The organism is Frankia sp. Allo2 (assembly GCF_000733325.1).
Classification (GTDB): Bacteria; Actinomycetota; Actinomycetes; order Frankiales; family Frankiaceae; genus Frankia; species Frankia casuarinae.
The window spans coordinates 13,422-28,377 of sequence record NZ_JPHT01000016.1 but is presented as its reverse complement, the minus strand read 5'-3'; the positions used below and the strand labels follow the sequence as shown (position 1 = coordinate 28,377).

The following is a 14,956-nucleotide window of genomic DNA, read 5'->3' as shown; positions in this document are numbered from 1 at the left end:
AACGGCTACAACTTCCTCGGGTTCCTCTGCCTGGCTGCCGCGATCACCTGCTGGAAGAAGCTCCCGCACTCGACGTGAGACACGCTCTAAGCCGGGCGGCTAAGCGTCGGACAGGCGCCGCAGCACATTGCGGTCCGTATGGGCGACCGGGTCGGACACCCGCTCGTGATCGATGGTGGTCGTGGAGGTGTAGGCGAAGCTCCCGTTGCCGGTGACGGTGATGCTCACCTCGTAGCGGATACTGTTCGCAGCGCGCGCCAGGTAGGGGTTGGACAGGATGCCGTACGTGGGGGAGCCGGCCTGCGCCCGCAGGGTGAAGTCGGTCGCGTCCGGCGCCACGGCACCACCGGCGATCAGGACCGCACCGCGGGGCACCATGAAGCACCGCATGACGTGGCCGAGATTGGCGTCCCACAGCCAGTAGCCGATCTCAGTGTGGAACGCCTTCTCCTCGCCAGCCCGCCACGCGGCCATGTGGTAGTCGAGGCCGTAGAGACACTGCGGGCCGTTGTCCACGGGACCGAAGGGCTTGAAGGTGACCCTCTCGCGGTACGGGGTCTCGATAATCGTGCCCTCGGCGTTGCCGAAGGCAACGTCCACCCCCTGGTCGCCCTCCCACGCACCGGCCAGGGCCGCCAACGGACCGAACTCCGGGCCGACTTTTCCCGCCTTCTCCGTCTTCCCTGGCTTTCCTGTCGTTTTCGTCACCGCAAATCCTCCTTGAACGAGGAACCACCTACAGGTGGCACAATTCCGGAACATGCCCGGAACATCTCGACATTACTGTCAAATTCCTGCAAGCCGCTGTTGCGCGACTCTCAAGCCGCGCCGGACGGCACATTCACCGTGCTCACGGGCTCGCCCTCAAGATCGAACATTTCGCCGGTCTGTGGGCACGGCGCTTTGGTGGGTACGGCGCCGCTTCAGTCTTACGTGGTGGTGTGGCGGGGGNGGGNGGNTTCGTGTTNGTAGGTCTGCCAGCGCCCGAGGATGTCGCGTTGGGCGAGTGCCGCGAGCTCGTCGGCTTCGTCGGGGTTGACGGTGTTGAGGAGGGTGAACCGGGATTCGGTGGCGGCGAACTCGCTGAAGGGGATGGACGGTGCCCGCGAGTCGAGGGAGAACGGCCTTTCCGCGCGGGGGTCGACCCGGTAGAGCGGCCAGTATCCCGATTTCACCGCGGCTTTCTGGTGGGCCAGGCCGTCGGTCATGGTGATGCCGTGGGCGATGCAGTGGCTGTAGGCGACAATGAGGGACGGGCCGTGCCAGCTGGCCGCCTCGTTGAAGGCTTTCACCGTGTGCTGGTCGTTGGCGCCGAGGGCGACCTGCGCGACGTACACGTCGCCGTAGGCGGCGGCGAGCAGCCCGAGGTCTTTCTTGCGGGTCCGTTTGCCGCCGCCGGCGAACTTCGCGACCGCGGCGCGCGGCGTCGACTTCGACGCCTGCCCACCGGTGTTGGAGTACACCTCGGTATCGAGGACGAGCACGTTGACATCGCGTCCCGACGCGAGCACGTGGTCGAGGCCGCCGAAGCCGATGTCGTACGCCCACCCGTCCCCACCGATGATCCACACGCTTTTGTCGACGAGGTCGTCGAGGACAGCGTCGAGGGTGGTGTCGTGGTCGACGGTGGCCAGCCGCCGGCGTAGTTCGGCCACCCGCTGGCGTTGGTCGAGGATGCCGGCCTCGGTCGACTGGTCGGCGGTGAGCAGCGCCTCGACGAGCGTGCCGCCGACCGTCGCGGTCTGTGCGCGCAGCAGTCGGCGGGCCTCGCGGGCCCGGCTGTCGAGCGCGAGGCGTATCCCGAGCCCGAACTCGGCGTTGTCCTCGAACAGCGAGTTCGCCCAGGCCGGGCCGCGGCCGTCGGTGCCCGCCGACCAGGGTGTGGTCGGCAGGTTGCCGCCGTAGATGGACGAGCATCCCGTGGCGTTGGCGACGATGATGCGGTCACCGAACAGCTGCGTGAGCAGTTTGAGGTAGGGCGACTCCCCGCAGCCGGCGCAGGCGCCGGAGAACTCGAACAGCGGCTCCCGTAGCTGCGAGCCGCGGACCGTGTCCGGTGGGGCGAGCGCCGGTGGGACCGCCGGCAGCGTTTCGCGGAACGCCCATCCGGCACGTTCCTCCTCGAAGCGGGGTGCGGCGTCGACCATGTCCAGGGCGCGATGGCCCTCGATCTCCCGGCTCTTCGCCGGGCAGGCCTCGACGCAGATGCCGCAGCCGGTGCAGTCGTCCGGTGCCACCTGCACCGCGAGCCGGAACGCCGCGAGGGTGCGGTCCTTCGGCTTTTTGTGCCGGAACGACGCCGGCGCGTCGGCGAGCCGCGCCGGGTCGAACAACGTCATCCGGATGGCGGCGTGCGGGCAGGAAATCGCGCACTTGCCGCAGTCGATGCACAGGTCCGCATCCCACACCGGAAGCTCGCGGGTCAGGCCGCGTTTCTCGTACCGGGCCGTCCCGACGGGGAAGGTGCCGTCAGCCGGTAGTGCGCTGACGGGAAGCAGGTTCCCCTCCCCTGCCATGATCCGCGCCGTCACCTGCCGGACGAATGCGGGCGCCTCGCCGAGCAGCTGCCGGCGCGCCTGGCCCGTGACCACACGAGCCTGCAGGTCGACCTCGTGCAGGGCGTCGAGCGCGGCATCGATGGCGGCGAAGTTACGCTGCAGCACGGCGTCACCGCGTTTGCCGCGGGCGGCGCGGACCCCGTCCTTGACCGCCGCGATCGCCTCGTCGCGGTCCAGCAGACCGGACAGCGCCAGGAAACAGGTCTGCAGCACCGGGCTTACGATCCCGGGCATGCCGGCCTGCTTCGCCACCCGGTCGGCGTCGACGACGAACAGGCGCGCATCCCGGTCGAGCAGGTGCCGCTGCGCGTCGGCCGGCAGATGCTCCCACACCCTCTCCGGCGCATGCGGGCTGTTGAGCAGCACGGTGGCACCCGGCGCGGCCACGGCGAGCACGTCCACCCGTTCCAGCAGCGAGGACTGATGACAGCCCACGTACTGGGCGTTCTGGATAAGCCACGGGGAGTCGACCGGTCGTGGCGACAGCCGCAGATGCGAGACCGTCATCGACCCCGACTTCTTGGAGTCGAACACGAAGTACGCCTGCGCGTGCAGCGGCGTGCGAGCTGCGACGATACCGGCCGTTGCCCGCGTGGCACCCACCGTGCCGTCGCTACCGAGCCCGTAGAACACCGCCCGCAGCACGTCATCCGGCTCCGGGACACGGTCGTCGTCCACCTCGAGCGACAGGTCCGTGACGTCGTCGCGGATACCCACCGTCACCTCCCGGCGCGGCGCCGCGCCGGCCAGCTCGTCGAACACCGCCGCCGCCATCGCCGGGGTGAACTCCTTCGACGCCAACCCGTAACGGACACCGATCACCCGCGGCATCCGCTCGGGCCGTTCCGCGAACGCGGCGACGACATCCAGCCGCAACGGCTCACCCGACGCGCCCGGCTCCTTCGTCCGGTCCAGGACCGCGACCGACCGCACCGTCGAGGGCAGGCACGCGAGCAACGCCCGGCCGTCGAAGGGACGGAACAAACGAACCTGGACGAACCCGACCCGCTCGCCTCGCTCGACCAGCCGGGTGACCGCCTCCCGCACCGCCGACCGACCCGACCCCATGACGACCACAACCCGCTCGGCCTCGGGATGACCCTGATACTCAAACAGACGGTAGGCCCGGCCCGTCGCCGCGGCCAGCCGGTCCATCACCCCCTGCACAATCCCGGGAACCGCGGCGTAGAACGTGTTCGACGCCTCCCGGGCCTGGAAGAACGTGTCGGGATCCTGGGTGGTGCCCCGGATCACCGGACGGTCGGGGGACAACGCCCGGCGGCGATGGGCATCGATATGCCCGGCAGCCAGCAGACCACCCAGCGTGCCGTCGTCGAGCAACGCCACCTCGTTCAGCTCGTGCGACGTGCGGAAACCGTCGAAGAAGTGCAGGAACGGTACCCGCGACTCGAGCGTTGCCGCATGCGCCACCGCGGCCAGGTCATGCGCCTCCTGCGGCGACGCCGAACACAGCATGGCGAAACCGGTCGACCTCGCCGCCATCACATCACTGTGATCACCAAAGATCGACAGTGCGTGCGTGGCCACGGTCCGGGCCGCGACGTGAAGAACCATCGGCGTGAGCTCGCCGGCGATCTTGAACATGTTGGGCAGCATCAGCAGGAGNTTCGCGGAACGCCCATCCGGCACGTTCCTCCTCGAAGCGGGGTGCGGCGTCGACCATGTCCAGGGCGCGATGGCCCTCGATCTCCCGGCTCTTCGCCGGGCAGGCCTCGACGCAGATGCCGCAGCCGGTGCAGTCGTCCGGTGCCACCTGCACCGCGAGCCGGAACGCCGCGAGGGTGCGGTCCTTCGGCTTTTTGTGCCGGAACGACGCCGGCGCGTCGGCGAGCCGCGCCGGGTCGAACAACGTCATCCGGATGGCGGCGTGCGGGCAGGAAATCGCGCACTTGCCGCAGTCGATGCACAGGTCCGCATCCCACACCGGAAGCTCGCGGGTCAGGCCGCGTTTCTCGTACCGGGCCGTCCCGACGGGGAAGGTGCCGTCAGCCGGTAGTGCGCTGACGGGAAGCAGGTTCCCCTCCCCTGCCATGATCCGCGCCGTCACCTGCCGGACGAATGCGGGCGCCTCGCCGAGCAGCTGCCGGCGCGCCTGGCCCGTGACCACACGAGCCTGCAGGTCGACCTCGTGCAGGGCGTCGAGCGCGGCATCGATGGCGGCGAAGTTACGCTGCAGCACGGCGTCACCGCGTTTGCCGCGGGCGGCGCGGACCCCGTCCTTGACCGCCGCGATCGCCTCGTCGCGGTCCAGCAGACCGGACAGCGCCAGGAAACAGGTCTGCAGCACCGGGCTTACGATCCCGGGCATGCCGGCCTGCTTCGCCACCCGGTCGGCGTCGACGACGAACAGGCGCGCATCCCGGTCGAGCAGGTGCCGCTGCGCGTCGGCCGGCAGATGCTCCCACACCCTCTCCGGCGCATGCGGGCTGTTGAGCAGCACGGTGGCACCCGGCGCGGCCACGGCGAGCACGTCCACCCGTTCCAGCAGCGAGGACTGATGACAGCCCACGTACTGGGCGTTCTGGATAAGCCACGGGGAGTCGACCGGTCGTGGCGACAGCCGCAGATGCGAGACCGTCATCGACCCCGACTTCTTGGAGTCGAACACGAAGTACGCCTGCGCGTGCAGCGGCGTGCGAGCTGCGACGATACCGGCCGTTGCCCGCGTGGCACCCACCGTGCCGTCGCTACCGAGCCCGTAGAACACCGCCCGCAGCACGTCATCCGGCTCCGGGACACGGTCGTCGTCCACCTCGAGCGACAGGTCCGTGACGTCGTCGCGGATACCCACCGTCACCTCCCGGCGCGGCGCCGCGCCGGCCAGCTCGTCGAACACCGCCGCCGCCATCGCCGGGGTGAACTCCTTCGACGCCAACCCGTAACGGACACCGATCACCCGCGGCATCCGCTCGGGCCGTTCCGCGAACGCGGCGACGACATCCAGCCGCAACGGCTCACCCGACGCGCCCGGCTCCTTCGTCCGGTCCAGGACCGCGACCGACCGCACCGTCGAGGGCAGGCACGCGAGCAACGCCCGGCCGTCGAAGGGACGGAACAAACGAACCTGGACGAACCCGACCCGCTCGCCTCGCTCGACCAGCCGGGTGACCGCCTCCCGCACCGCCGACCGACCCGACCCCATGACGACCACAACCCGCTCGGCCTCGGGATGACCCTGATACTCAAACAGACGGTAGGCCCGGCCCGTCGCCGCGGCCAGCCGGTCCATCACCCCCTGCACAATCCCGGGAACCGCGGCGTAGAACGTGTTCGACGCCTCCCGGGCCTGGAAGAACGTGTCGGGATCCTGGGTGGTGCCCCGGATCACCGGACGGTCGGGGGACAACGCCCGGCGGCGATGGGCATCGATATGCCCGGCAGCCAGCAGACCACCCAGCGTGCCGTCGTCGAGCAACGCCACCTCGTTCAGCTCGTGCGACGTGCGGAAACCGTCGAAGAAGTGCAGGAACGGTACCCGCGACTCGAGCGTTGCCGCATGCGCCACCGCGGCCAGGTCATGCGCCTCCTGCGGCGACGCCGAACACAGCATGGCGAAACCGGTCGACCTCGCCGCCATCACATCACTGTGATCACCAAAGATCGACAGTGCGTGCGTGGCCACGGTCCGGGCCGCGACGTGAAGAACCATCGGCGTGAGCTCGCCGGCGATCTTGAACATGTTGGGCAGCATCAGCAGGAGNCCCNGNGNGGNGGTGAACGTCGNCGACAGCNCNCCCGCCTGCAACGCCCCGTGCACAGTGCCGGCGGCACCACCCTCACTCTGCAGCTGGACGACCTCGGGCACCGCACCCCACAGGTTCGGGCGGCCCTTCGCCGCCCACGCATCGGCCAGCTCCCCCATAGCCGACGCCGGGGTGATCGGATAGATCGCGATCACCTCGCTCGCCAGGTAGGCCACCAACGCGGCGGCCTCGTTCCCATCGATCGTCTTCTGACCCATACATCCCAGACTCAGGCGTCCGGAGGCGGATCGAGGAGGGACTTCCTTCCCGTCCCCGAAGGCGGAAGTCACCAGTATCCGACTCCCGACGACGTTACCGATCCAGAAACAGCCGTAGTCTGCTGGTGAACCGGACGCGGAAGCATTGCGGGTCCGGCCGAGGAGACACGACGTCCCTCCGCCGCCGGGCGGAGCGCGCGACCGGGAGCGAGGATGCGGTGAAGGCCGTGGCGATCGCCAGCTACAAGGGCGGGGTAGGCAAGACCACGCTCACCGCAAACATCGGCGCCGCGATCGCCCGGCTGGGGAGACGGGTACTGATGATCGACCTGGACCCGCAGGCGAACCTGACCTTCTCCTTTTACCGACCCGAGACCTGGCGGACGGACCTCGCCGACCACCGGAGAACCGTCAAGGCGTGGTTCGAGTCGTGGCGGCCGGAGACCACCCCACCGCCCCTCGCGGGGTACGTGACCACACCATCGGTCGTCAACGCCGCCGTCGCCGCGGGCGGCGGCACGTTGGACCTGCTCGCGTCGCACCTCTCACTCGGCGACATCGAGATGGACCTCACCGCCAGGCTGGGCGGGGCGCGGGCCCACCGGTCCACCAGGTACTACTTCGACGTCTACCAGCGGCTGGCCACCGGGCTGGCGTCCTTCTCCACGTACGACTACGACCTTGTGCTCATCGACTGCCCGCCGAACTTCGGAGTCATCACCCGGGCCGCGATCGCAGCCTGCGACCACCTGCTCATCCCGGCCCGGCCGGACAACCTGNCGACGCTGGGCATCGAACATCTGATGAGCAGACTGGGCCGGTTCGTCTGGGAGTACAACAGGGTCGCGGGGTTGCAGTCCGGGATGCATCCGGCCGTGAAACGACTCGAACCGCGGGTGCTCGGTGTTGTTCTCATGATGGTCCAGTACTACGGCGGTCGGCCGACCAGCTTCCTGCGGCCCTACATCCACCAGGCATCTGGTCTCGGACTCCCGGTGTTCGAGTCGATGCTCCGCGTGAGTAACCGGAGCTTCGCTGGAGCGGCTGGAACCCAACTGCCGGCGGTGCTGTCCGCGGATCTCCCGCCCGAGGTGGCCCGGGAGCTGATCAGCCTGGTCGAGGAGTTCCTCCGACGGGTCGGGGCGGCCAGCCGCATGGCGGGCCCGTCGCATAGGCCCGTCGCGTAGGCGAGGCCCAGAGGCCCCGGCGTCCGGCCAGTCATGATCGACATCCCCCGGGGTGCACCTCAAGTAATGATCATACTGCTTCTCGTTCTCGTCGAAGCGGGCCAGAACTCGCAAGTCGGGACTTGATCGTCTGATGGTCGGGGGTAGCGACAAGCACCCCCTTGGAGCGTGTAGCATCGCAGTCGTTCGCGGGTGAGACATCCGCGAACCACCTGTCCGGGTGGCGGAATGGCAGACGCGCTAGCTTGAGGTGCTAGTGCCCTTTAACGGGCGTGGGGGTTCAAGTCCCCCCTCGGACACTCTCGTTCGTACATGATCCCTTGAGGCTTGGCCTCGGCGATCACTCGGTGGGCTCCTGGTTCGTAGGTGAGTTGCAGGCCGAGTTGGGTGTAGATCTCGGCTTTATCGGCCGGGTCGGCTTCGGTGAGAACGGCGACGATGTCGCCCACGGCGGTGACCATGTCGTGGATCTCCTGTTCGGTCATGGGGGCTGCGCCGTCCGGGTCGAGGCCGGCGCGGGCGGCGTGGGCGTTGATGTGGTTCGCGGCCTGCGTCTGGGTCCAGCCGCGGGCGTGGCGATGGGCGGCGCGGGGGCGGTAGTGGTAGCGGCGGGCGAACTCGATCGCGATCTCGTCGTGACTCATCCCGACCGCGCGCATCCGCGCCCGCAACTCGTCCTGCTCTACCCGCTGGCTTGGCTTGGCCGTCACGACGGGCTAGATCCCCTCGGAAATCCGGTGGTCGATCTTCCGGTGGTTCCTGACTGGAACCATTCTCACGGTAGTCCTTCTGTCACGGACCGAGCGGTACGGGATGACGTCGGTCCTCGGCCGACCTGTTGTTCAGCTTGTCGCTGTTGTGCACTCGCAGTGCCTGGCGTGGCGTCCGAGACATCCACGTAGCTGATCTTCGGCGAACTTCACCGTCTCCATCAAATCGCCGTACAGCGATTCCGGGATGCTTCCGGCATCGAGCCCGGCGGCGCGGAAGACATCGGCCAGGGTTTGGCGCTGCGTCGTCGTCATCGACTCCCGGAGGCGGTGCGCGAGCGTGTCGCGGGCCGTGTACGCGTCCTTGAACGCACCTGCGATCAGCGCCCGGCGTAGTACGTCGATGCGCGGATGGTCGTGGCCGTCGGCGAGGTCGAGCGCGATCATGCCTGCTCGGGCACGGAAGACCATGGTCGAGAGGTCGGGCTGCCGCATCAGGGTGAGCGCGGTGGCGAGGAGCGGGGCGATCTGCGGGCCGGTGTCGGCGCCAGCCTGTCGCAGACAGTGCACCCGCAGGATTGTTTGGATCGCCTGTTCCCACGGTTCGGGGGTGGCGCTCTGGTCGACCAGCGCTGCTGCCTGCTCGGTGTGCCCGGCCTGGGCGAGTGCCAGGACGGTCGCCTGTCGGCCGTCGAGCAGTCGGCGGCCGACTCCGCGGTGGGCCGCGGCTTGTTCGGCGGCTTCGTGCCAGCGCCCGGCCCGTGCCAGTGCCCGGACTCCGTCCGCCAGGAGCGCCGTCCAGGTCAGGGTGCGCATGGTCCGATGGTCGTCGGAGGCGCAGGTGACGTTGTGGAGACTGACGGACCGTCCGTCGATCAGTGCGCTGGTCTGCGTGCGCGCGGCCTCGTGCAGGGCCTGGAGGATCGCGTGAGCGCGGTTGCCGTCACCATCGCGGATCAGTTGGCGCGGGAGGTTGAGCACCGGTTGGAGGGCGAGTTCGGCGGCTGAGGCGGGCAGGGGCCGCGCCTGATCGAACAGCGTGTGTTGGCGCCAGCACAGGTCTTGGGCGAGGTCTGGTTGTCCGCAGTCGGAGGCGATCAGCGCCGCCTTGTTGCAGACTTCGGCCGCTCGGAGGAGCGGGAGACCGTCCGATGTCCGTGCGGCCAGGTCGTGCAGCTGTCTGACTCGGTCTTCGAGGGGGAGGCCGGGTGGTCGGGGGCGTTGGACCAGCGGGAACCAGGCGAGCAGGTTCTCGTCGGCCGGGTCTGTTCCGACGTTCGTCATGCCGGTTCCCGATCGTGCGGCTGGTGATCGGAGGCGGGGTCGTGCCCGAACACGACGGTCTTGGCGGTGTGCGCGAGGACGGCTTGCGCCGTGTGGGGAAGGCCGTGCCGGTTCCAGGCGAAGATGATGTGGTGGGCGAGGACGGCGCGTAGGCCGCGGCGTAGCCGGCCGTCGGTGGCCAGGGCGGCCAGTTCGGTGCCGGCGGCGGCGAAGTCGCTGGTCCAATCGGTGAAGGCCGGCGGCAGGGTGTCCTTGGCCAGGCTGTCGGTGTCGATGCTCATCAGGCGCCGCAGGCCGTCACGCAGGGTGCGGAGCCTGTCGTCGGGGGTGCGCTCAGGTGGTTGCCGGTGCTCGGCGACTCGCGCCCACACGTCTCCTTCCTCGTACCAGTCGAGCCCGGCGGCGCGTAGCAGGTGCGAGCACAGCAGGACCGACAGTTCACGGCGGCGCCGGTCGGCCGGTTTGTGGCTGGNGCTGTTNAGGNAGGNGAGCAGGTGTCGGCTGTCGAGGTGGAAGAGCCGGTGGGCGGTGTCCATGCCTTCGGCGCCGCCGAAGGCATGGCTTTCTGGTTCGTAGAGGGTGGACGTGGCGTCCTCGATGCGGCGTGTCTCCCGGAGATCGGCGAGACGGGTGTGGATGTACGCCTTGGCCTCTCCTGTCGTCTGGCGGGGCAGGTAGCGGATGCGCCAGCAGGGCGCCTTGCGTACGAAGAACCAGGAGGTGATGAGCCCGTCGGTCTCGGCGGTGTCCAGCAGAGGGGCGAGGTGGTCCACGGCGGTGCCCTCGGCGTTCGCCCAGTCGGGGAAGGTGACGTTGACCTGGTGCCAGGTGCGGGTGTCCATGTCGGCTCCTGATCAGGCCAGCAGGAGGAAGGCGTCCCAGCCCGACGTCGGGGCGGCGCCGGTGCCGGCGGTGTGCAGGGCGAGGGCGGCGCCGGCGGCGCCGTCGAGAAGTTCGGGGTCGCGCACGGTTGTGCCCATCTGTGCGATCAGCCTGGCTGACAGGCCGGGGAGTTCGGCGGTGAGCTGGGGATGGTGGGAGTCGGCCGCCATGCGCCAGGCGGACTGGAGTAGCCCGGCGGTGCCGTGACACAGGCCGATCTCGGTGAGCTGGTCGAGTTGCGCCTCATCGCGAAGTGCCGCGAGGAGCGCGTTCTCGGCGGCTTGCTGGCGTGCGGTGTCGCGCAGGGCCATGCCGGCGAGCTGTTGGGCGCGGGCGGTGCCGCTGACGCCGTAACACCAGGAGGGGCGGGGCCGCAGGGTTGCGGCGACCTTGCCTTCACGGACCTGGCGGNGGGNGATGAATCCGGGCCACCAGGGGCCGGTGTCGCCGTGCTGGCACCAGCGGTCGGTCCAGGCGCAGATCCGTGCGATCGCGTCGTCGGCGCCACGGACCGGCAGGCCGCGCAGGTGGGCCAGGGCAAGCAGGGCGAGGACGGCGCTGATGCCGTGCGCGAGGCCGACGTTGCCGTGTCCTTGGGGGAATTCGGGGCTGGGTTCGCCGTTGGGTGCAGAGTCCGTCCACCAGGGTGGGAGGTCGTCTCTTCCGGCCAGTGGTTCGGTCAGTCTGACCAGGTACGACAGCAGTTCGCCGGTGATCGGGTGATCGGGGTGGCGGCGCAGGTGGTAGACGCCGAGTCCGGTCAGGCCCCGGATCAGGTCGAACTCCTTCATCGCGGGCCGCCGGCTCTGTTCGATGCGTGTGTGGGCCGCGGCGAGTCGGGTGCGGGTCATGGCGACGACGGCCTGATCCAGATGGGCGAGGGCACGGTGGTACCGGCCTGATGGTCCGGCTGCGGTGTGCAGGGTGAAGGCCAGGGCCGGAGCGCCCAGGTACAGGCCCGCGTTGGCCGCCGCGGTCAGGGCGTCGGACGCGGCGGCGGACAGCCAGGCGTGCACGGTGCTCCAGTCGCCGTACCCGGAGCGGGCACGTTCGATGTGCAGCAGGGCGATGCCCGCCGCGCCGCCGGCGAGCGACTGCGGCCACGCCCTTCCCCCGGTCGGTCGGTGGGCGGCCCAGGCGGTGTGCGGGTCGGCTAGTGCTTCGGCAACAGTGTTCGCGGCGGCGAGCGCGTCCGGATCGGAGCTGGTCATGATGGGTTCCTCGTGCGCGCGGTCCAGCTCAGTGCGGCGGCGCGAGCCAGGTGCAGGCAGGCGCGTTCCCCGGCCAGGCTGACTCCGGCCATGCGGACATGGTGGAGATGCAGAAGATCAGGCAGCAGGGAGGTGGGGGCCTCCGCGCGGGTTTCCTGGAGGACGTGTCGGTAGGCGGTGAGTGCCTCGCGCCGGTGCGCCCAGCAGGAGAGGACGTGCTCGCCTCCGGGCTGTGCGGCCAGCGCGCGTGGGTCGGCCGGGTTCGCCAGGGCGACGGTCTGCTGGTACAGCGCGCGGGCTGGGGCGGACGGCTCCGTCCGGGTGTGGCTGATGAGCCAGCTCGTCGCCTCGGCGGTGTCGCCGATCAGGCCGGTCACGATGGCGAGCATGCTGGCGGCGGTCAGCGCGCGACGGTCGGGCCCGCTCTTCTCCCTGGAGGCGGCGAGCTGGGCGAGGGCCGCCGCTGAGTCGGCGGCGAAGTACGCCTCCGCGGCGTCCATCGCGGCGGTGCCCCCGAAGCGTGAGGTCTCGGGGAAGTAGGTGTCCCACTGCGCGCGGGAGATCAGGCCGGCGCGGCGGAGCCGCTGGGTCCAGGCACCGATCCGGTCGGCGGTCGGCGCCACNCCGTCGGNGGTGNCCGCGAGCCGCAGGCGCAGATGGTCGTCGGGGTCGTGGTAGCGCAGGAACCACCAGCGCGCCTCGCCCGCGGCCTGCTGCCCGTTCAGCTCGTGGACGAGGTGCGGCAGATGGCGGGTGAGGATGTCGTCCTGGCAACCGAGGCCGGCGTAGATCTTGACTGAGAACCGTGCGTCGCAGCCCGGAAGATGCCCATGATCGCGGCCAACGACCTGCGCCCGGCTGAACCAGCCCGGTGTCGCCGCCGGCGCGGCGACCGCTGCCAGGGGGACGACGATCTCGTGGGCATGCCCGCTGACCCAGCCGGCCGCGTCGGTGTCGGGGGCGGCGCGCAGCAGCGCGGCGCCGGAGCGGTCGAGGTGGGAGCGCAGCAGTACCCGGTGGGCCGGCTCAGACAGGTCCAGTCCGATGCGCTGGTCACCGTCGCCGAGGTAGACCGCCGAGGGGAGGTTGACCTGCTCCCGCCAGCTGGCCAGGGCACGGTCCCACTCCGTCCAGCCGGCCGCGGAGCCGGGCAGGTCCGCGGTCCCCAGCAGCCAGCGCGCTGGTGAGAGGACTGTTCGTCCATGCCGCAGCGCCGGCAGGAACGGTAGCTGGGCCGCGACCCCCCAGTCGAAGGGGGCGCAGGGAACGCTCAGCGCGGCCGGCGCCTCGGCGAGGAAACGCGCCAGCGGATGCGCGCGTCGCACCGGCTCCACCGCGTTGAGCGCCACCGGTTCCACCAGTTGGCGGCGGGAGAGCGAGAGCAGATAGATCCGGTGCACATCGGCCGTCACCACGATGTCGTCCAGAGGCAGCGAGTCCCCGTCCTCGCTGTCGTCGTACTCGCCGAGGGAGAGCCGGTGCGCCATGATCTGGGGGGCGCGTCCCACCGTGTCGGTGTTCGTGTAGCGAGCGGGCGCGGAGATCTGCACGCTCAGCGCGTCGCGGCTCGCGGTGGGAAGACCCGCGTACAGCGCGCGCATCCGCGCACTGTCCTTCGCGTCGAAGAGGTCGAGGAGTCGTCCGGTCGTGGTGCCGGCTCTGCGTGACACCCCGACGACCGCGAGGGTGAACGCGCCATCGTCGAGCGAGCGGGTGCTCGTGGCGTGGACGCGCAGGGTGAGTTCCGTGGTGGGCTGAACGTGGGCGTCCTGGTCGACGACCGTAAGGTCGCTGATCATCCTGTCGTCGAGGACGATCTCCCGTTCGCGGCGCAGCGCGGCGTTCTGCGCCAACGCCAACAGCTTCGCGTCCCGATCGGTGAACGTCACGCCCGCGGGTGCGGGACTGCCGGCGTAGCCGGCGGGATAACCCAGTCCGATCTCGGGGTCGACCGCGTCGAAAACGGGAACCAGAGCGCACGGCCCGTACCGTTCGAGGAACCGGCCATGCCAGGCGTCCCAGCCGGAGCTGAGCGTCGAGCGCCGCGCCAGGCGCACCAGCACGCCCGCCGCCGCTGCGGCCTCGACCGCGACCGCGCGGGGCACAGCCAGCGCCCAGTCCATCCGCAGATCAACCCGGAGTGCCGGCTCCGCCGAAGGGTGGACCTCAGCCATGTCCTCGCCGAGGCGCTCGCGGCTGCTGCGCGCGACGGTCCAACTCGACGCGCTGTCGTGGCTCCGCAGCCCATCGACAATCCCGTTCAGGCGTTCGGCGACCCAGGCCGCCTCGACGGTGACCGGCCCGCCATTTAGGGTCGTCTGGAGCACACCCACGACATGACGGAGAGGATCGCTCGCCGTCATCGGAGGCCGCAGGTTCGTGAGCAGGAACCGCTGCGCCACCAGATCGGCCAGAAGTCTGTCGACGACGTCGGCAGGGACCGGAGCGAACTCGGACGCGAGCCTGGCCGCGAGGTCGGAGAACCGCACCGAGCGGCGGCCGATACCCATCGCGGCGCGGACCGGTGCGTGCGCCCGCACCTGCACGCGCGTAGGAACACCGTCGGTGCCTCCTGCGGCACGGTGCTCCAGCACCAGATGGCCGTCCCGCTCGAACACGAGGTTGTTCGCCACCACATCCAGCCGCGCTCGGACGACCGGATCGGCTTCCAACCGGTCGACCACCGCGCAGAGCCAGCCAGCCTCGACCCGCGCGACGGCACGGTGCGCCACGCCTGCGCGCACCGAGGCGTGGTCAGCGACACGCACCGGCGCGACCCCCGCGAACAGGCCGAACGGCGTCGCCCGTCCCGACGCGCGAAGCCGGTAACGCATCACCGACAGCACTGCCCGCCGCACCCCGGCCTGGGGCACTTGGCGTCCGTCGCGGATCTCCCGAACGCGGCGAGCGAGCACAGGGCTGGCCTGCTCCAGCGCCATCTCGAAGGCGCGATTCTGCATCACCTCCCGTAACCAGAGGCGCCAGGACTCTGGTGTGGCCGCCGGTCCGACCAGGTCGGGCCATCGCTCGGCCACGTCCACGGGCGGGTTCACCGCGGCACGCACCACCAGGGAGTCGAGATGCTGATACACCAGCCGCTCCGTAGTCGGGCGGCGTCCGTCCGGCCGCCGAGGCCGGCCGT

9 protein-coding genes and 1 tRNA gene are annotated in these 14,956 nt (G+C 70.1%); 2 read left to right on the top strand and 8 right to left on the bottom strand.

Going from position 1 to position 14,956, the window contains the following annotated elements; translation table 11 throughout:
- Positions 1–99: 99 nt before the first annotated feature.
- The 3 genes from ALLO2_RS12720 to nifJ (ALLO2_RS24460) form a co-directional block, all read right to left on the bottom strand.
- Positions 100–708, bottom strand: coding sequence for a heme-binding beta-barrel domain-containing protein (locus tag ALLO2_RS12720; RefSeq protein WP_011436457.1), 609 nt, complete (start codon positions 706–708; stop codon positions 100–102).
- Between the two features lie 221 nt (positions 709–929).
- Entirely contained in the window at positions 930–4,163 is a 3,234-nt protein-coding gene (gene nifJ, locus ALLO2_RS12715) for a pyruvate:ferredoxin (flavodoxin) oxidoreductase (protein WP_232235067.1), read from the bottom strand.
- Positions 4,075–6,540, bottom strand: a complete 2,466-nt coding sequence (nifJ, locus tag ALLO2_RS24460; RefSeq protein ID WP_084588425.1) for a pyruvate:ferredoxin (flavodoxin) oxidoreductase — start codon at positions 6,538–6,540, stop codon at positions 4,075–4,077. Before nifJ (ALLO2_RS24460) ends, nifJ (ALLO2_RS12715) begins: the two co-directional genes overlap by 89 nt.
- Before the next feature lie 218 nt (positions 6,541–6,758).
- On the opposite strand from nifJ (ALLO2_RS24460), the gene ALLO2_RS12705 reads away from it, so the two are divergent.
- Together ALLO2_RS12705 and ALLO2_RS12700 are read left to right on the top strand one after the other, a co-directional pair.
- Positions 6,759–7,727: a ParA family protein gene (locus ALLO2_RS12705; RefSeq protein ID WP_035732320.1), complete on the top strand. Its 969-nt coding sequence runs from the start codon at positions 6,759–6,761 to the stop codon at positions 7,725–7,727.
- 214 nt (positions 7,728–7,941) lie between these two features.
- Positions 7,942–8,026 (top strand) — tRNA-Leu (locus tag ALLO2_RS12700).
- Here the strand turns inward: ALLO2_RS12700 and ALLO2_RS27225 are convergent.
- From ALLO2_RS27225 to ALLO2_RS12680, 5 genes are all read right to left on the bottom strand, one after another.
- On the bottom strand, positions 7,991–8,386 hold the full coding sequence (locus tag ALLO2_RS27225; RefSeq protein ID WP_082456821.1) for a hypothetical protein: 396 nt from the start codon (positions 8,384–8,386) through the stop codon (positions 7,991–7,993). The two genes, ALLO2_RS12700 and ALLO2_RS27225, sit on opposite strands and share 36 nt — an antisense overlap.
- A 183-nt stretch (positions 8,387–8,569) precedes the next feature.
- Positions 8,570–9,721 (bottom strand): hypothetical protein, encoded by a 1,152-nt coding sequence (locus tag ALLO2_RS12695; RefSeq protein ID WP_023841894.1) that lies wholly within the window; start codon positions 9,719–9,721, stop codon positions 8,570–8,572.
- Positions 9,718–10,563, bottom strand: a complete 846-nt coding sequence (locus ALLO2_RS12690; RefSeq protein ID WP_035732318.1) for a thiopeptide-type bacteriocin biosynthesis protein — start codon at positions 10,561–10,563, stop codon at positions 9,718–9,720. Before ALLO2_RS12690 ends, ALLO2_RS12695 begins: the two co-directional genes overlap by 4 nt.
- A 12-nt stretch (positions 10,564–10,575) precedes the next feature.
- A complete protein-coding gene (locus ALLO2_RS12685) occupies positions 10,576–11,814 on the bottom strand; it encodes a lanthionine synthetase C family protein (RefSeq protein WP_035732316.1) in 1,239 nt (412 codons plus the stop codon).
- Positions 11,811–14,906 carry a lantibiotic dehydratase gene (locus ALLO2_RS12680; protein WP_035732314.1) on the bottom strand — a complete coding sequence of 1,032 codons (3,096 nt, stop codon included), beginning with the start codon at positions 14,904–14,906 and terminating at the stop codon, positions 11,811–11,813. The genes ALLO2_RS12685 and ALLO2_RS12680 overlap by 4 nt, the downstream gene beginning before the upstream one ends.
- Positions 14,907–14,956: the final 50 nt, after the last annotated feature.

Coding starts and splice junctions, on each gene's coding strand:
- ALLO2_RS27225 (WP_082456821.1), bottom strand. CDS start 8,386: ATGCGCGCGGTCGGGATGAGTCACGACGAGATCGCGATCGAGTTCGCC.
- ALLO2_RS12695 (WP_023841894.1), bottom strand. CDS start 9,721: ATGACGAACGTCGGAACAGACCCGGCCGACGAGAACCTGCTCGCCTGG.